The sequence below is a fragment of the Flavobacterium psychraerolatum genome (assembly GCF_025960985.1).
GTDB lineage: Bacteria > Bacteroidota > Bacteroidia > Flavobacteriales > Flavobacteriaceae > Flavobacterium.
This window is the reverse complement of sequence record NZ_JAOQMX010000026.1, coordinates 46,088-64,352: the sequence shown is the minus strand read 5'-3', so window position 1 is coordinate 64,352 and position 18,265 is coordinate 46,088. Positions and strand designations below refer to the sequence as shown.

The 18,265-nt window shown below is 33.8% G+C and carries 13 protein-coding genes, 3 tRNA genes and 1 pseudogene; 8 read left to right on the top strand and 9 right to left on the bottom strand.

Features of this window, described 5'->3' with window-relative positions; genetic code table 11:
* Positions 1–353: pseudogene (locus M2326_RS10945) on the top strand (IS30 family transposase); the annotation flags it as partial.
* Positions 354–435: 82 nt separating this feature from the next.
* On the opposite strand, the gene rpsT reads toward M2326_RS10945, so the two are convergent.
* The 5 genes from rpsT to proS all read right to left on the bottom strand — a co-directional run bounded on the left by rpsT (position 436) and on the right by proS (position 2,596).
* Positions 436–687, bottom strand: coding sequence for a 30S ribosomal protein S20 (gene rpsT, locus M2326_RS10940; protein ID WP_264619595.1), 252 nt, complete (start codon positions 685–687; stop codon positions 436–438).
* A 38-nt stretch (positions 688–725) separates the two neighbouring features.
* Positions 726–797, bottom strand: a tRNA-Glu gene (locus M2326_RS10935).
* Between the two features lie 52 nt (positions 798–849).
* Positions 850–921, bottom strand: a tRNA-Glu gene (locus M2326_RS10930).
* Positions 922–967: 46 nt separating this feature from the next.
* A tRNA-Glu gene (locus M2326_RS10925) sits at positions 968–1,039 on the bottom strand.
* Positions 1,040–1,117: 78 nt separating this feature from the next.
* Entirely contained in the window at positions 1,118–2,596 is a 1,479-nt protein-coding gene (gene proS, locus M2326_RS10920; protein ID WP_264619594.1) for a proline--tRNA ligase, read from the bottom strand.
* A 103-nt stretch (positions 2,597–2,699) separates the two neighbouring features.
* Here proS and M2326_RS10915 point away from each other — a divergent pair, with 103 nt between their 5' ends.
* The 5 genes from M2326_RS10915 (at position 2,700) to M2326_RS10895 (ending at position 8,274) form a co-directional block, all read left to right on the top strand.
* The gene (locus tag M2326_RS10915) at positions 2,700–3,710 is read left to right on the top strand and encodes a hypothetical protein (protein ID WP_264619593.1); all 1,011 of its coding nucleotides are present in this window, start codon (positions 2,700–2,702) and stop codon (positions 3,708–3,710) included.
* A 41-nt stretch (positions 3,711–3,751) separates the two neighbouring features.
* Complete coding sequence (locus M2326_RS10910) at positions 3,752–5,287, top strand: OmpP1/FadL family transporter (protein ID WP_264619592.1); 1,536 nt, start codon at positions 3,752–3,754, stop codon at positions 5,285–5,287.
* 209 nt (positions 5,288–5,496) lie between these two features.
* Positions 5,497–6,810, top strand: a complete 1,314-nt coding sequence (gene rimO / locus M2326_RS10905) for a 30S ribosomal protein S12 methylthiotransferase RimO (protein WP_264619591.1) — start codon at positions 5,497–5,499, stop codon at positions 6,808–6,810.
* Between the two features lie 39 nt (positions 6,811–6,849).
* Complete coding sequence (locus M2326_RS10900; RefSeq protein WP_264619590.1) at positions 6,850–7,335, top strand: hypothetical protein; 486 nt, start codon at positions 6,850–6,852, stop codon at positions 7,333–7,335.
* Positions 7,336–7,368: 33 nt separating this feature from the next.
* Complete coding sequence (locus tag M2326_RS10895; protein WP_264619589.1) at positions 7,369–8,274, top strand: N-acetylmuramoyl-L-alanine amidase; 906 nt, start codon at positions 7,369–7,371, stop codon at positions 8,272–8,274.
* Between the two features lie 165 nt (positions 8,275–8,439).
* Here the strand turns inward: M2326_RS10895 and M2326_RS10890 are convergent, their stop codons facing one another.
* The 4 genes from M2326_RS10890 to M2326_RS10875 form a co-directional block, all read right to left on the bottom strand.
* A complete protein-coding gene (locus tag M2326_RS10890; protein ID WP_264619588.1) occupies positions 8,440–9,027 on the bottom strand; it encodes a 2OG-Fe(II) oxygenase in 588 nt (195 codons plus the stop codon).
* 331 nt (positions 9,028–9,358) lie between these two features.
* On the bottom strand, positions 9,359–10,399 hold the full coding sequence (locus M2326_RS10885) for a porin (RefSeq protein ID WP_264619587.1): 1,041 nt from the start codon (positions 10,397–10,399) through the stop codon (positions 9,359–9,361).
* A gap of 527 nt (positions 10,400–10,926) precedes the next feature.
* A complete protein-coding gene (locus M2326_RS10880; RefSeq protein WP_264619599.1) occupies positions 10,927–11,892 on the bottom strand; it encodes an aldo/keto reductase in 966 nt (321 codons plus the stop codon).
* A 6-nt stretch (positions 11,893–11,898) separates the two neighbouring features.
* Positions 11,899–14,127, bottom strand: a complete 2,229-nt coding sequence (locus M2326_RS10875) for a B12-binding domain-containing radical SAM protein (protein WP_264619586.1) — start codon at positions 14,125–14,127, stop codon at positions 11,899–11,901.
* 298 nt (positions 14,128–14,425) lie between these two features.
* On the opposite strand from M2326_RS10875, the gene M2326_RS10870 reads away from it, so the two are divergent.
* Together M2326_RS10870 and M2326_RS10865 are read left to right on the top strand one after the other, a co-directional pair.
* Positions 14,426–15,232, top strand: coding sequence for an SDR family oxidoreductase (locus tag M2326_RS10870; RefSeq protein ID WP_264619585.1), 807 nt, complete (start codon positions 14,426–14,428; stop codon positions 15,230–15,232).
* 2 nt (positions 15,233–15,234) lie between these two features.
* Positions 15,235–17,829: an MGH1-like glycoside hydrolase domain-containing protein gene (locus tag M2326_RS10865; protein ID WP_264619584.1), complete on the top strand. Its 2,595-nt coding sequence runs from the start codon at positions 15,235–15,237 to the stop codon at positions 17,827–17,829.
* Positions 17,830–18,265: the final 436 nt, after the last annotated feature.

The following is an 18,265-nucleotide window of genomic DNA, read 5'->3' as shown; positions in this document are numbered from 1 at the left end:
ATCAAGCAATAATAGATGCACTCCAAGATTGGACACCATTTATAAAGACAATTACATCTGACAATGGAAAAGAATTTGCACAACATCAAAAGGTACCTGAAATTTTAGAAATAGATTATTATTTCGCAAAACCATATCATAGTTAGGAAAGAGGTTCAAATGAAAACATGAACGGATTGATAAGACAGTATTTCCCAAAGGGGATGAATTTCGAAAACATAACAGTCAAACAAGTACAAAATGCGGAAGACAAATTAAACAACAGACCTAGAAAAAGATTTGGGTATAAAACCCCAAACGAAGTTTTTATACATTCATTAAATAAAAATAGTCAAGTTGCATTTATGACTTGAATCCGCCTCATATAAAATAGCGTAAACAAAAAAAAGCCTCCAAAAAGAGGCTTTTTTATATATATTCTCAAAACTTAACATGTTACAATTTTGCAACAAATTTAGTTAACTTAGATTTTAAGTTTGAAGCTTTGTTATCATGGATAACATTTTTCTTAGCTAATTTATCAATCATAGAAATTACGCTTGACAATTTTGCAGTAGCATCAGATTTATCAGTAGCTATTCTTAATGCTTTGATAGCATTACGAGTAGTTTTGTGTTGGTATCTGTTTAACACTTTTTTCTTTTCGTTGCTTCTAATTCTTTTTAAAGCTGACTTATGATTTGCCATTTTATTATAATTTTATCTTTTTACTATTTTTTTTATTGTAGTCCGTAAGGGAATCGAACCCCTGTTACCAAGACGAAATCTTGGCGTCCTAACCCCTAGACGAACGGACCATTATCACCTAGTTCTTAATCAATTTCAATAGAACCCTATTGATTAATCTTGTAGCCCGTAGCGGAATCGAACCGCTCTTACATGGATGAAAACCATGCGTCCTAACCGATAGACGAACGGGCCATTTTCCATCTTAAGTTCAGGAGACTTTAACATGCAATAAAAATAGTAGCCCGTAGCGGAATCGAACCGCTCTTACATGGATGAAAACCATGCGTCCTAACCGATAGACGAACGGGCCTTGCTTCTCTATTGCGGATGCAAAAATACAACTATTTTCGAGAAGTACAATAGCAGATGCAAAAAAAATTAAAAAAAATCAATATGCCTTAGCAAAAAGAACTCTCTTTGATGAAGAATTCCCTGTAAACACGCAGGTTCCCGCTTCTTCTTTTGCATCCAAAGGAATACATCTGATTGTTGCTTTGGTCAAATCTTTTATCTTTTCTTCTGTTTCAATTGTACCGTCCCAGTGGGCAGAAACAAAGCCTCCTTTTGTATCTAGAATTTGTTTAAATTCTTCAAAATCATTCACTTCCGTGACATGCGTATTTCTATATTCCAAAGCTTTTTCGAATAAATCAATTTGAATTTGTTCTAACAATCCCTTTATATATGTCGCTATACCTTCTTTTGATTTCGTCTCTTTGGTCAAAGTATCCCGTCTAGCTACTTCAAATGTGCCATTTTCTAAATCCTTTGGACCAACAGCAATACGAACTGGAACTCCTTTTAATTCCCATTCAGCAAATTTAAATCCTGGTTTTTGAGTTGTCCTGTCATCAAACTTAACCGTAACCCCCAGTTTTCTCAAATCAGCTGACAAAACAGCAACAGCTTCAGTTATTGATGTCAATTGTTCATCTGTTTTATATATAGGAACAACCACCACTTGAATTGGTGCTAAGTTTGGCGGTAACACTAATCCTTGATCATCTGAATGTGTCATCACTAAGGCTCCCATTAAACGAGTCGAAACCCCCCATGAAGTCCCCCAAACATATTCTTGTTTCCCTTCAGCATTTGCAAACTTCACATCAAATGCTTCTGCAAAATTTTGACCTAAGAAATGTGATGTACCAGCCTGCAAAGCTTTTCCATCCTGCATCAATGCTTCGATACAATATGTTTCTACAGCTCCTGCAAAACGCTCTGATTCTGTTTTTATCCCTTTAACAACTGGAATTGCCATGAAGTTTTGAGCAAAATCCGCATAGACATTCATCATTCTTTCTGATTCCTCAACAGCTTCTTTACGGGTTGCATGAGCAGTGTGTCCTTCTTGCCATAAAAATTCGGCAGTTCTTAAAAACAAACGAGTACGCATTTCCCAACGAACAACATTTGCCCATTGATTAATCAACAATGGTAAATCTCTATAGGACTGCACCCAACCTTTATAGGTAGACCAAATTATCGCTTCGGATGTTGGTCGAACAATTAGCTCCTCCTCCAACTTTGCGTTTGGATCAACCATCAATTTTCCAGGGCGATCTGGATCATTCTTTAATCTATAATGAGTCACTACTGCACATTCTTTGGCGAATCCTTCGGCATTCTTCTCTTCTGCCTCAAACATACTTTTTGGTACAAATAAAGGAAAGTAAGCATTTTGATGTCCTGTTTCTTTGAACATTCGATCTAATTCTGCTTGCATTTTCTCCCAAATCGCATAACCATAAGGCTTGATAACCATACAGCCTCTAACTCCTGAGTTCTCTGCTAAGTCTGCTTTTACAACTAATTCGTTGTACCATTTTGAATAATCTTCAGCTCGTGTAGTAAGGTTCTTGCTCATATTGAATAATTTGGCACAAATATTGTTTTATTATTATTTAACTAAATAGTTCCGCAAAACTAACTATTTTTGTATTGTGCAACAATAAAAAAACCATATAGATATGAAAACTTATATAATTAACTCAAAAAAAGCATCCTTTTTTATGCTATTTAGCTTGAGTACCTTCTTATTAACTTCTTGTGGGTCTTTCGAAAATAGTTCATACTATGAAAGCGATGGTATCTACGGAGGTTCAACCGCACCACGAAATGAAGTTACTCAAAGAAACTATCAAAGTAATGAATACAAAGAATACTTTAAATCTTTGCAAACTGATCCACAATCTGACCAAATATTTACTGATGTAGAAAGCTACAACAGTTATGACGATACTCAGAACACAAACAATCAGTATGCTGGCTGGGGAAACAATCACCCTCAAACTAATGTAAATATATACCCTAATAATAATTGGGGAATGGGTATGTACAACGGATACAACTCTCCTTTTTACGGATGGGGTTATGGCGGAGGCTACGGGTGGAATTCTCCTTTTTATGGATATAATAATTTCGGATGGGGTTACAGTGGATTTGGTTATGGTTACAATAATTTTGGATGGAACTCCCCTTATTATGGTTATGGATATGGTGGTTACGGAAATGGGTTTAACAATGGATACTACTACAATAACAATAATTCCTATAATAGGGTTCGATCAAGCAGTTACAACGGGAGAAGTACCAGTAACTCCTTGGACTCAAGAAGTTATAACAACAATACCAATAGCTACTCAAGAAGTGCTGCAAATGGCAACTCAAGTAGAAGCAACTCCATTTACACACCAAGTGAAGCACCTGTTTTCTCTAGAAATAGTACCCCAACTTCAGGTCGTCGTTATACAACGCCACCTAACAATAGCAATAGAGGAACAAATACAGCAACACGTACCTATAATAATACCGAAAGTAACACTACTAGAAGTCAACAATACAGTACACCCTCCCGCTCATATAGCAATGACTCGTATTCAAGACCGAGTAACACAGGTTCCTATGGTGGTGGAAGTTACGGAGGAAGTTATGGAGGAAGCAGTGGAGGTAGTAGTGGAAGCGGAAGAAGAGGAAGATAAAACCCAACCAATTTGTACTAAAATTTCAAAAACACATTATAATGAAAAAATACATATACATCATAATTGCAGGGTTATCTTTTGGAACTATCCAATCTCAAGAAGTAAGAGATGCTGTTCGCTTTACTCAAGATAACATTAACGGTACTGCGCGCTACAAAGCCATGAGTGGTGCCTTTGGAGCATTAGGAGGTGACTTATCATCGCTAAACATAAACCCAGCAGGATCTTCAGTGTTTTCAAACAATCAGATGACATTAACTTTTAGTAACTTAGTCACAAATAACAATGCAGATTATTTTGGAAGTAAACACAATGAAAAGTCTAGTGATTTTAACTTAAATCAAGCTGGAGCCGTTTTTGTTTTTAAGAACGGAAACAGAAAGTCTGGATGGAAAAAATTTGCTGTTGGAGTCAATTACGAGAACACTAATAATTTCAATAATACTACTGGAACCTTCGGTACAAACCCTACCAATTCTGTTGCAGAATATTTTCTGAGTTTTGCCAATGCAAATCCCAACAAAAACCAAGAAGGAATCCCACTAGGAACCATGATAAACAATACTTATTACAAGCTGAAATATGCTGATCAACAAGCGTTTTTGGGTTTTAAAGGATTCTTGATTAACCCACAAAATGATGTTGATAGCAATACCGTTTATCAAAGTAATGTGCCATCAGGAGGGAATTATTACCAAGAAAACACGATAACATCTACAGGATATAATGGTAAACTATCATTCAATGCTTCTGCAGATTATAATGATAGAATTCATTTTGGATTGAATTTAAATTCTCATTTTACTGACTTCAGACAAAATAAAGTTTTTTACGAAGACAATGACAATTCACTAAATAGTAATACAATTGATATTGCTAACACAAAATTTGAAAATGAAACTTATACTTATGGTTCTGGATTTTCATTTCAACTAGGAACAATTATCAAAGCAACAAAAGAACTTCGAATTGGACTAGCTTATGAATCTCCTACTTGGAATAGATTTAATGATGAAGTAAGACAGAACATTACTTCTGTAATTAACGAAGACAAAGTTAATCCGAACTTTGAAACTATAAACCCTGACTCGAATGAGTTTGTTGTTTATGATACTTACCAATTAAAAACTCCTAGTAAATTCACAGGAAGTTTAGCATATGTATTTGGAAAGAAAGGACTAATCAGTTTTGATTATAGTCGAAAGGATTATAGTAAGATACAGTATTCAATGGAAAGAGATACTAGAGATCCATTCATAAATACAGAAATTGGACAAACATTGAAAGTTAGTAATGAATTTAGAGTAGGTGGCGAATATAAAATTAAAGCTTTAAGCTTGCGTGCTGGTTACCGCTATCAAGAAAGCCCATACAAAGACAATACTACTCTTGGAGATTTAAAAGGTTACTCTGCTGGTATTGGTTACAACTTTGGTTCTACCAAATTGGATTTGGCTTACGCCAATGCAAAAAGAACCACACAACAAGGTTTTTTCTCTCAAGGTTTTACTGATGGAGCAAAAATAAACACAAAGACTGATACAGTATCATTAACACTGTTATTTGAATTGTAATCTTATTAAAATATTCTTTTGAATCCGTTTCATGAATTTGAGACGGATTTTTTTAGCCCTGATAGGAGCGACATCCTCTTGTGAAGCGATAGCGAAACAAGAGATATAGCGGATAGCAGGAAACAGCTCCTAAATATTAACCTAAAACCGAGTAAAATCAATGCGGTTTGGATAAAAAAGCGTAATTTTGCACTCCAATTTACAAAACTATGAGAACCAAGTCTTTAAAAAAGAATAAAATCAACGTAATCACCCTTGGGTGTTCTAAAAACATATACGACAGTGAAGTCTTAATGGGCCAACTTCGTGCTAATGGAAAAGAAGTGGAACATGAAGCACCCGCCGAAAGGGAGGGGAATATAATCGTGATTAACACTTGTGGTTTTATTGATAATGCAAAAGCAGAATCTGTAAACATGATTCTAGAATATGCTGACAAAAAAGAAAAAGGTTTAGTAGACAAGGTTTTTGTAACTGGATGTTTGTCTGAACGATATAGACCGGATTTGGAAAAGGAAATACCTAATGTAGATCAGTTTTTCGGAACAACAGAATTACCTCAATTACTAAAAGCTTTGGGTGCCGATTACAAACATGAATTATTAGGAGAGCGTCTGACTACTACTCCTAAAAATTATGCTTATTTAAAAATTGCTGAAGGTTGTGATAGACCTTGTAGTTTTTGTGCTATTCCGCTTATGAGAGGAAAACACGTTTCGCAACCTATTGAGAAATTGGTTAAAGAAGCGCAGGGATTAGCAAGAGACGGTGTAAAAGAATTAATTCTGATTGCTCAAGATTTGACTTATTATGGTCTTGATATATACAAGAAAAGAAATTTAGCCGAGTTACTTGAAGGTTTAGCTGCCGTTGAAGGTATTGAGTGGATTCGTTTGCACTACGCCTTCCCTACTGGTTTCCCAATGGATGTTTTGGAATTAATGAAACGCGAACCGAAAATTTGTAATTACATTGATATTCCGCTACAACATATCTCAGATTCTGTTTTGAAATCGATGCGTCGTGGAACAACACAAGCAAAAACTACTCAATTATTAAAAGACTTTAGAGCAGCGGTTCCTGGAATGGCTATTCGTACGACATTAATAGTTGGTTATCCTGGAGAGACACAGGAAGATTTCAATATACTGAAAGATTGGGTACAAGAAATGAAATTTGACCGTATGGGTTGTTTTGCATATTCTCACGAAGAAAACACACACGCTTTCTTACTGGAGGATGACGTTCCTGATAACGTAAAACAAGATCGTGCCAACGAAATCATGGAATTACAATCTCAAATTTCTTGGGATTTGAACCAAGAGAAAATTGGTCAAGTTTTTAAATGTATTATTGATCGAAAAGAAGGACAACACTTTGTAGGTAGAACTGAATTTGATAGTCCTGATGTTGATAATGAGGTATTGATTGATGCTTCAAAACATTATGTAAAAACAGGAGAGTTTGCCATGATTAAAATTACGGAAGCAACGGAATTTGATCTTTATGGTGAACCGGTCTAATTATTGATTGTTAAAATTGGTAACTATATTTAAAATATCATGATAAAACAGCACTCATTAGTATTCTTTATCCTTTTCTTATTAACCATTGGAACAGCAAATGCGCAGTATGGAAATGGATACGGAAATGGAGGTGGTTACGGTAACGGATACGGAAATAGTAACGGATACGGAAGTAATCGAATGGACAGATCCAATCAAGTTCAAGATACTCCTGAAAAACCTAAAGAAATTCCGGTAGAAGTTACAGTGGGTGAGATCATGAAGAAAATGACTCCTGAATTAAAACTGGATGCTTTACAAGAAATCGCCATTGGTAATGTTCTAAAAGAAAGTATCCGCGAACAAGGAATAATTATTAAGGATGAAAAAGTAGGTCAAGATCAAAAACTAAAGGAAGTTACTGCGCTTAGCGAAATTACTACTCGAAAAATAAATGAATACTTGAATCCAGATCAAAAAGATCTTTACAAAAAATGGATTGCGCAAAAGACTGATTCTAAAAAATCTAAACGTAAAAAATAATTCCAACGGTAATTTTATCTCGTATTTAATCCAATGAAAAAATTAACATTCACTTTATTATTTGCACTGCTTATTGTTTCTTGCGGGACCAAGAACCCTTATAAAGAAACGGACAAAGTTTATAAAGAAAAAATAAAGGTCTTAAAGAAACAAATTGATTCTCAAGAAGCTAAACCATTACCTGTTGTTACCAAGACTGTAATATCTATCGATACGTCTTACACAAAAGTATTGTATAAATTTAGTGAAGCTATTACCGATGTTGGTTCTAAAACATTAAAAAATGGTCAAGAAACAAAGTGGATTGGTACTGTTAATTTCAATTTAAGAAAACCAAATTTAATTATCCTACATCATACTGCTCAGGATTCTATTCAGCAAACGATTCGTACTTTTACTTTGAGTAGAACACAAGTAAGCGCACATTATATCATTGGTGATGATGGTAGCGTGGTACAAATGCTAAATGATTACCTACGTGCTTGGCATGCGGGTAATGGATCATGGGGTAAAATAAAAGACATTAATTCTTGTTCGATCGGAATTGAATTGGACAACAACGGAAGCGAACCTTTCTCTGAAGCTCAAATTTCGAGTCTAATGGCTTTATTAACAAGGCTTCGAAGTGAATTTGGGATTCCAAGAGAAAATATTATTGGTCACTCAGATATTGCTCCTACCCGAAAAATTGACCCTAGTACTCTATTTCCATGGAAAACATTGGCTGAAAATGGTTTTGGACTTTGGGTTGACGAGATTTTACCTACGGCTCCAGCTGACTTTAATATAGAACAAGGACTTCGTATTATTGGTTATGACACATCCAATCTTTCTGCTGCTATAATGGCTTTCAAACGTCATTTTATTCAAACTGAAACTACAAGTACTCTCGACCAAAAAACAATAAACTCTATCTACAATATTTATTTAAAGAGTTAATTGATTAGAAAGCAAAAGCAATTTGAATTTCAAAAAATCTAGTTTTGATATCTAATGAATTAAGATAATTATTAAGTAGACATAAGATAAAAGCCTCGTTTACTTACAAACGAAACTTTTGTCTGAATTCTATTTATGATCTAATTTATTTCATTACGTTTTTAATCATCTTTTTAACCAACCCGTTATACTCATACGCGGTACGTTTGTTTCTAATACTTCATGAAACAAATCACAACTTTTAAAGAATACAGCTTTTCCAAAATCTGGGCTGATATTTTGAGGAATATCATTCATATAAATACACAGCTCACCTCCATCTCCTATTTTCCAATTTTCGTTCAAATAAATAATCATAGAAAATTGCCTGCTATCACTATTTATAAACTGGTCTTTGTGTTTGCTATAAAAAGTTCCCGGCTTGTATAATGCATAATGAAACTCATGACTTATAATTCCTGCAAAGCATTGTTGATTAAGATAAGCTACAAAGGCATCCATTGTATCTAAGAAAGCATTCTCGAATACATTGTTATGAGAACGGTCCAACCAATAAATAACATCGCTACGAACTGATTTATTCAATACTGCTATATTGTTACTTATTCCTGCTGTACGTAATGCTTGAGAAGCTGTTAAACGTTGAAGATTTAGTTTTAACTGGAAAGCTAAGCTTGTTTCTAAAAAATTATCACAAACTCCAAAATCATCATTAATATACTTGTCAATCAAGTACTCAAATTGGTCTTGCATCGGGCTGATTCTATAATTAAAATTCAGCACCATGCTAAAGATGGTGTGAAGGTAGTTATAATAACCTTTACTTAATCAAAGAATATTTGTAAAAACAAAAATTTAAAAAGCCATTAAAAATAACAAAAGCAATAGCCATTCTACCAAAAATAATGGACCAAAATTTAGTATCAAAATTGTTTTCGAAATCTAAAAATAGCTTCACTATTGGTACTATCTTATTTAGTTAAACAAAAAAAAACTGTCAAAACATCTATTAAAAAATGTCTTGACAGTAAAAAAAAAATATTTTTAAATAAAGCTATCGCTAGTTGCTAGGCTTTTGTATGATTTAGAATCCGTACACACATGCTAATGTAAATTGTGAAGCAGATTTAGAAGTCAAAGGTACTCCTGATGAATTAGCAAAAGTATCTTTCTTGTTACTATCTAATCTAAGTTCAGGAATAAAAGTAAGGCCACCCGATTTCAAGTTTGCTGATAAGGTAAAAGCAGTTACTGATGAATCAGAATTTCCTGCAGCATTTGCATATAAATTTTTATAATCAAAATATTCAGCACGTAATCCTAAACCAAAGTTTTCTGTAACGGTATATGATGGATATAAAGCTATACCTTTATAATCATAATCTAATGCATTACCATGTTTAAAATCAGCAGCATTTAATCCTAATGTAAGTTTATCAGATAAAACGAAAGAGGCAGTCAAATCAATAATGGTTCCTGACTCAGATCCATCCATGAAATTAATATAAGCGCTAACCCCTTCAGTAGGTGTCAGTGATAATTGAGCTCCAATAGTACTCAAACCTTTTACAGAATTAGCTTGGTAACTATTCCATGTATCATTAAAAGCTCCCACCATAAAACCAACTTTATCAGATATAGCATAATTTGCTTTTATCCCTGCATTTTGGAATGGTCCGTTTGTAAATAAGTAAGAAGTTGAATAATGGAAATTTGCTAAAGGAGAAATTACTTCATAACCAACAAATGTACCCATGTATCCAGCTGATAAAGTCAATTTATCCGTTGCAGCATAAGCTACATATAAATTTTGAAGGTGAAATGAATTGGCTGCATTAGAAGCACTTTCATCTCCATTTGGAATTGATTGATATTGACCTCTTGGTCCAAATGAAAGTTCACCTACGAAGGAAGTTTTACCAGTTGTTTTTGATAAAGCAATATCTAACATTCCTAATGATACAGAGTTTTGATCAGTTGCAAAACTCGTTGGTATATTTGCTGTTTTAGCAAAATCATATTTATAGTAAGCATCTGCAGAACCAGAAATTTCTAATGGTGTGTCTTGAGCAAAAGCCATGTTTCCTGTTAGCGCTAAAGCTAAAATAATAATTACTTTCTTCATGTTTAATCTTGTTTTGATTTAATAATTAATTGATGCATTTGTTTTTATCTATTTTTTTTATGATTAGAACTCTAACTTATAATTTTAAAAAAACTCAAATGCACTTTATTTTTTCATTGTTACATGGCGAATATATTAAGTTAATATTAACTAAAATAAGAATGACTTTGTTTTTTGATTCATTTTTGACCGTTTTATTAATATGCCCAAATCAAATCAGAAAAAATAGACTATCCTCATAAAAAAGGTGTAAAATTACACAATTCATAATCACATAATTTACAATTAACCCCATAAATTCAAACAAAAATAGATATTAAAAGTATTTTAAAACGAAATATCAACCAAAAATCAACCATAAAACTAAACAACCCTATAAAAACAGGGGTTAAAAAAATATAATGAATAAATTAAGAAAAAACAATCAACAAGCAAACGGCAATATATTATTTAGAACAGCAAACAAAAAAAACATAAAAAAAGCCTCAAAATAATTTGAGGCCATTTCAACTATTCGTAATACAATGTTAATTCAAACTTTTTAAAATTTGCTCAATAGCACTCATTTCGTCCCCTGTGAATGTTGTATGCTGTAAACTTTCCAAATTATTATTTAACTGTCCTATAGAACTCGCTCCAATTAATACAGAAGTAATTCTACTGTCCTTCATCAACCAAGTCAAAGCCATTTGCGCCAGAGATTGACTCCTGTTTTTTGCAATTTCGTTCAATTGAATTAACTTCTGAATTTTCTCATCCGTTACCTCATCTCTTTTTAAATGACCATTTGGATTGGAAGCACGTGAATTTTCAGGAATCCCTTTTAAGTATTTATCTGTCAATAAACCTTGTGCTAATGGCGAGAAGGCAATGCAGCCAACTCCTTTATCTTCTAACACATCCAGTAATCCATCCTCAACCCAACGTTGCAACATCGAGTATTTGGCTTGATGAATTAAACAAGGTGTTCCTAATTGCTTTAAAACTTCAACAGCCATTTTTGTTTGCTCGGCTGAATAATTACTAATCCCTACATATAATGCTTTCCCGCTACGCACAGCATAATCCAGAGCCATCATAGTTTCTTCTATTGGTGTTTCGGGATCTGGACGGTGAGAATAGAATATATCCACATAATCTAAATTCATTCGTTTCAAGCTTTGATCCAGACTTGATAATAAATATTTTCTAGAACCCCAATCCCCATAAGGACCATCCCACATGGTATATCCCGCTTTGGTCGAAATTACCATTTGGTCTCTTAGATTTCCCTGAAAATTATTTTTTAGAATTTTTCCAAAATTTGTTTCTGCCGAACCCGGAATAGGACCGTAATTATTAGCCAAATCAAAATGAGTGATACCTTTATCAAAAGCTTCCTTGACAATATTTTCTCCATTATTAAAATCATCGACAGATCCAAAGTTATGCCATAAGCCCAAAGAAATTTGTGGTAACAATAAACCACTCTTCCCACATCTATTGTATTTCATCATTTGTTATAGTATTAATAGTCCGTAATCCCTTAATATATGTATTGGTTTTGAATACCAAAACAACTCAAAGTCTTCAAGCTGCTTTTCAAATTCAGTCTTTAATTCTTGAAAAGTGTATACCTTATTATTAGTCACTGTCAATTGTGTCAAAATTGCAACCAACCACTCCCCTTCCTCTTTATTAGTTTGAATATCGAAACTTTCCTTTTTGTGGTGAAAAGTCATCCGCATCATCTCCCAGGTATTTCCTTTTTTAGATTTTGTAAAGTATTCTATTTCGGGTTTTCCACCCAACCATATTATTTTGGCCGTTGGCTTAACCGTAAGTATCGTTTCTTTTGCTAAAGCATTTTTAATAAAATTGCTTGCAATTTTAGTTTTAGGAATTTTAAACTCAAACCAATCTTGCAATTCGTAATCAAAACAAATTCCGTGCATAAAATTAAATAAAGACTTTTTCAATCCATAGCTAAATTTCTCATGATCGATTCCTGTTTTATCCTTAAAATCAATATCATTATTGGCAAAGAGACCGTTTTCTACTCCTTTTAAAACTGGTGAAACTGGAATAACACCAAAAGCTTCTGGGTCAATCCCCACTGGGCTATGTGCTGTCATGGCAAATTGATGCCAAAAACCAGATTGCAAGATACCAACTTCAAATAATTGACGCACCATTTCGAGACTATCCACAGTTTCCTGAATCGTTTGTGTTGGATAACCGTACATTAAATAGGAATGTACCATAATTCCAGCTTCGGTAAAATGTTGTGTTACATTGGCAACTTGCTCTACCGTCACCCCTTTGTCTATTAATTTTAATAAACGATCTGAAGCTACTTCGAGCCCACCAGAAACAGCAATACAACCAGATGCTTTTAACAACAAACACAAATCGGCAGTAAAACTTTTTTCGAATCGAATGTTTGTCCACCAAGTAATGGATAATTTCCTTCTCAAAATCTCTAGCGCTAGAGCACGCATCAATGCAGGTGGCGCAGCTTCATCTACAAAATGAAAACCATTTTGACCTGTTTGTATAACCAATTCTTCGATTCGATCACAAAGTAAATTGGCAGTAACTGGTTCGTAAATTTTTATATAATCTAATGAAATATCACAAAAAGTACATTTCCCCCAATAACATCCGTGGGCCATGGTGAGTTTGTTCCAGCGCCCATCACTCCACATACGGTGCATGGGATTGACAATTTCAATAACAGAAATATATTTATCCAAGAGTAAATCTGAATAATCTGGTGTTCCTACTTGTGCTTGCTTGTAATCGGGTTTGGTAGAATTATTTTTATAAACGACTTTGCCGTTTTCGAGAATAAAAGTTCTTTTTAAAGATAGGGGTTCTTCGTTAATTGTTTTTGCATTCTCCAAACTTAATAACAATTCTTCGATCGGTGCTTCACCATCATCAAGTGTTATAAAATCAAAGAACTCAAAAACACGAGCATCCGATAGAGACCGTAATTCTGTGTTAGGAAACCCTCCACCCATTGTAATTTTAATTTCGGGATGCACTTTTTTTAACCATTGAGCAGACCGAAAAGCACTGTATAAATTCCCAGGAAAAGGAACTGATATTAAAAACAAATCGGGTTGAACAGTTTCGATTCTTTCTTTTAAAATCGAAAGTAAAACTGCATCAATATAAGTGGGTTCTTGCATTAAGGCTTCGTACAACTCATCAAATGAATTGGCAGATCGTCCCAATCGCTCGGCATAACGACTAAAACCAAAATTAGTATCTACACATTCAACAATATAATCAGAGATATCCTCTAGGTATAAAGTAGCTAGATGTTTGGCCTTGTCTTGTGTACCCATAGAGCCAAAAGCCCAATCTAACTCTTCCAAATGTGCAAAACGAGAAGCTTCTGGCAGATAATCTTCTTGACATATTTGAAGTGCTAATGTTGGATTTTTCCCTTGAAGAAAAGCAATAACCGAATCTATAGTTTTACTATATTCCTCTTGCAAAGCACTAATTCTTTTTGAATTAGCAGAAAGCTCTTTACCTTTACTCTTCAAATTCCCTTCTTTAAAAAGACTTTTTAATCCTTCTTTCGAAAATAAAGTCAAAATCACCTCAATCCCTAAATCTGCTTGAACTGAGGTTACATTCAAAGTATTCAAAAAACCTTTGATATAAGCCGTTGCTGGATAGGGCGTATTGAGTTGTGTAAAAGGCGGGGTAATAAGAAGGAGTTTTGATTTCAAGAGAAAATTTTTTTATACAAAAATAAGGCATAAAAAAGATATTCACGTAAAAACCAATCACTAAAAAGGAAATTAAGCATACCAACCTTTTTAAGTTACAAATACTTTATTAATCCACCATTTGATTGAATTGGTAATACATTCAATAGTAGTACTGAAAATCCTTTTGTTTCAAAAAAAGGAAATAGTAAAATTAAAGTAATGTTAATCTTCTAAATATCCATTTATAATTGAATAATTTTATATGATTATCGTAGGAAAAATAAAATTTCTGATACATAAATAAAACTAATACAAAATGGCAGAAAAAAAACTAATAGGACAAACAGCCCTTGTCACTGGGGCAAATTCTGGAATAGGAATGGGTGTTGCTCTATCCTTGGGGCAAGCTGGTGCAAATGTGATTATTAATTATGTCTCCAATCCAGAGGCAGCCAATGTGCTTGTTGAACAAATAAAGTCTTTGGGCACCAATGCAATTGCAATTAAAGCAGATGTGAGTAAGGAGGATCAAGTTCAAAATATGTTTAAAGAAGCTATCGAAATCTTTGGAACCATAGATATTTTGGTTAACAATGCAGGATTACAACAAGATGCAAAATTTGATGAAATGACATTGGCTCAATGGCAACTGGTTATTGATGTAAACTTAACGGGACAGTTTTTATGTGCTAGAGAAGCCGTTAGAGAGTTTCTACGTCGCGGAATGATTCCAGAAAGATCAAAAGCATTGGGTAAAATAATCTGCATGAGTTCTGTACATGAATTAATTCCTTGGGGAGGACATGCCAATTATGCCGCAACAAAAGGAGCTATTAAAATGCTAATGCAAACTCTCGCACAAGAATATGGAGGTCGAAAAATTAGGGTTAACAGCATCTGCCCTGGAGCTATACAAACACCTATCAACAAATCGGCTTGGCAAACTCCCGAAGCATTGAATAATTTAATGTCTTTAATACCCTATAATCGTATTGGACAGCCAGAGGACATTGGTAATTTGGCCGTATTTTTAGCCTCTGATGATTCCGATTACATTACTGGTGCAAGTATTTTTATAGATGGTGGAATGACAGTTTTCGAAGGGTTTTCAACAGGAGGATAATTATGAATGAAGAATTAAAAAGATTACAAGAGAATAGTACCAAGAATGTACCCTTAGTAAAATGGGGCTCTTACCTATCAGAACGTCAATGGGGTACTGTTCGAGAAGATTATAGTGCCAATGGCGATGCATGGAATTATCTCCCTCATGACCATGCTAGATCACGTTCCTACCTTTGGGGTGAAGATGGGTTAGGTGGTATTTCGGATAATAGACAAAACATTTGTTTTGCACTTGCTCTATGGAATGGTAAAGACCCCATTTTAAAAGAAAGACTATTTGGATTGACTAATAGCGAAGGGAATCATGGCGAAGATGTAAAGGAATTGTATTATTATTTGGATAATTCACCAACACATTCTTACATGAAGTTTTTGTATAAATATCCTTTCGCTCCCTACCCTTACGAAGAATTACTTACTAAAAATGGCCAACGGACTAAACTTGAAAATGAGTTCGAATTATTAGACACTGGTATTTTCGATAATAAACAATATCATGATGTATATATCACCTATGCAAAAAATAATCCTGACGATATCTGCGTCAAGATTGAAGTTTATAATCGAAGTAACGAACCGTCTACGTTAACAATTTTACCGACACTTTGGTTAAGAAACAATTGGAATAAAAAAATAGGAGACAATAAACCCGTTCTAAAACAAGATTCTGAAAATAGAATTTCTATAAATAATGAAGAATTAGGAGATTACTACCTTTATTATCAAGAAACTTCAGAGGTTTTGTTTACTGAAAATGAAACCAATAAGCAACGTATTTTTAACACCAAAAACGACTCTGTTTTTGTTAAAGATGCTTTTCACGAAGCTCTTTGTGGTGAAAATACAGTATTGAGACAACAACTTTCTATAAGAAATTTTGGAACTAAATGTGCCCCCGTTTATGAACTTAAAATCGATGCAAACGCTAGCAAAACGATTACGTTAAGACTTACTAACCAACTACTAAACCAGCCTTTCGATGCCTCTTTTTTTACTGTTTTTGAAACTAGATTAGCTGAAAATGATACTTTTTATGAATCCTTCCTTCCTGAAAAATGGACTGATAATCATAAACTAATTCAACGTCAAGCCTTTGCAGGCTTACTGTGGAGTAAACAATTTTACAGTTATAATATTAATGAATGGTTGCGCTATAATCCAGAAATTAATCCTTTACCAACAGAACGACTTGTTGGACGAAATACGAATTGGAAACATCTTGTAAATCAAGATGTCATATCTATGCCTGATTGTTGGGAGTATCCGTGGTATGCGGCTTGGGACTTAGCTTTTCATTGTATTCCAATGGGCATGATTGATCCCGCTTTTGCAAAAAATCAACTACTTTTAATGATGCGGGAATGGTATATGAGTCCTGATGGCCAAATCCCGGCTTATGAATGGAACTTTTCGGATGTTAACCCACCCGTTCAAGCATGGTCTGCACTTTTAGTTTATCGATCTGAATATCAATTATACAATATAAAAGACATTGATTTTTTAAAAAGAATTTTTCAGAAATTACTAATTAATTTTACTTGGTGGGCCAATAGACAAGATGATAATGGTAACAACATTTTCAATGGTGGTTTTTTGGGACTAGATAATATTGCCGTAATTGATAGAACAAATTTACCTGTAGGATACACACTAGAACAAGTAGATGCAACTGCTTGGATGGCTATGTATGCTATTAATTTAATGGAAATGGCTTCAGAAATCACTTTGTTGGATTCTACTTTTGAAGATCTTATCACAAAGTTTTACGAGCACTTCATCTTAATTGCTAACTCTATTAATGATGCATTATGGGATGATAAGGATCATTTTTTTTATGATGTCCTTTTTTACCCTGATGGCGAAAAAGAGTCCCTAAAAATACGATCCATCGTAGGCATCACTTCATTATTTGCTGTTTCCATATGTAGGCATGAATGTTACAGTAAAATGCATGATTTTCAAAAAAGAAGGGCGTTCTCAAACTCAATTGTTTCTGACGAAGAGTATGTCCAAACAAATGAAAACGGAGATATATTATTTTCGCTCCTTAACAAAAGTCGTTTAGAGAAACTATTGACTTATTTATTAGATGAAAATGAATTTCTAGCTGATAATGGTATTCGAGCAGTTTCTAAATACCATTTGGAACATCCCTTTATTATAAAAATAGAAGGAGTAGATCACACGATATACTATGAACCAGGGGAATCTAGGTCTGATATGTTTGGAGGAAATTCAAATTGGCGCGGTCCGATTTGGATTCCGATCAACTATTTAATCATTAAATCCTTGGAGAAATTTGGTGACTTTTACGGTGACTCTTTTCAAGTTGAGTTCCCTACAAATTCTGGTAATCTAATGACCCTTTCACAAATTTCGAAAGAATTAAGTAAAAGAATTAGTGCCATTTTTGAAATTGATACCGATGGAAAAAGAATTGTACACAGTGATCATACAGAATTTTACCAACAAGAAGAAAACAAAAATTTGATCTTGTTTTATGAATATTTTCATGGAGATTCTGGACGAGGAGTTGGTGCATCTCATCAAACAGGATGGACCTCTATTGTGGCCGAATTGATTGCTAATTTATAGGTGAAAAAGCAAAAAACACTTTTATTACAAGAGCAAAACAGTTAATTTAACTTTTAAAAGATAGTATACCATTTTTTTTAATCAATAAAATCCATCTAATAAGATGGATTTTATTTTGTGTATTATTTAAAACAAATTAATTTTCACTAATTACACTCTATAAAGTATTTTGATTCAGAAAAATAAATATAATATATTAATAGACAACCCTTAACTTTGTCAAAATTTTAGTACTAGAGCCAAAAAAGTATTCTGTCAACAAAATTGCTAATATCTTATCAAGTGTTTGCAATCTCATTGCCAGATTACAAGAAAGAGATCGTATTTTCACAAAAACAAGTTCTACCAATTCTCTTGATTTTAGTTTAATATTTCCATTGAACATAAATTATTCATAGACGATCTGACCAAAGACAGGATACTACAACTTAACAAG

Excerpts from the sequence above, each read along its gene's own strand:
- M2326_RS10910 (WP_264619592.1), top strand. The coding sequence starts at position 3,752 with ATGAAAAAATACATATACATCATAATTGCAGGGTTATCTTTTGGAACT.
- M2326_RS10870 (WP_264619585.1), top strand. The coding sequence starts at position 14,426 with ATGGCAGAAAAAAAACTAATAGGACAAACAGCCCTTGTCACTGGGGCA.
- M2326_RS10890 (WP_264619588.1), bottom strand. The coding sequence starts at position 9,027 with ATGCAAGACCAATTTGAGTACTTGATTGACAAGTATATTAATGATGAT.
- M2326_RS10915 (WP_264619593.1), top strand. The coding sequence starts at position 2,700 with ATGAAAACTTATATAATTAACTCAAAAAAAGCATCCTTTTTTATGCTA.
- M2326_RS10880 (WP_264619599.1), bottom strand. The coding sequence starts at position 11,892 with ATGAAATACAATAGATGTGGGAAGAGTGGTTTATTGTTACCACAAATT.
- M2326_RS10885 (WP_264619587.1), bottom strand. The coding sequence starts at position 10,399 with ATGAAGAAAGTAATTATTATTTTAGCTTTAGCGCTAACAGGAAACATG.
- M2326_RS10900 (WP_264619590.1), top strand. The coding sequence starts at position 6,850 with ATGATAAAACAGCACTCATTAGTATTCTTTATCCTTTTCTTATTAACC.
- rimO (WP_264619591.1), top strand. The coding sequence starts at position 5,497 with ATGAGAACCAAGTCTTTAAAAAAGAATAAAATCAACGTAATCACCCTT.
- rpsT (WP_264619595.1), bottom strand. The coding sequence starts at position 687 with ATGGCAAATCATAAGTCAGCTTTAAAAAGAATTAGAAGCAACGAAAAG.
- M2326_RS10865 (WP_264619584.1), top strand. The coding sequence starts at position 15,235 with ATGAATGAAGAATTAAAAAGATTACAAGAGAATAGTACCAAGAATGTA.
- M2326_RS10895 (WP_264619589.1), top strand. The coding sequence starts at position 7,369 with ATGAAAAAATTAACATTCACTTTATTATTTGCACTGCTTATTGTTTCT.
- proS (WP_264619594.1), bottom strand. The coding sequence starts at position 2,596 with ATGAGCAAGAACCTTACTACACGAGCTGAAGATTATTCAAAATGGTAC.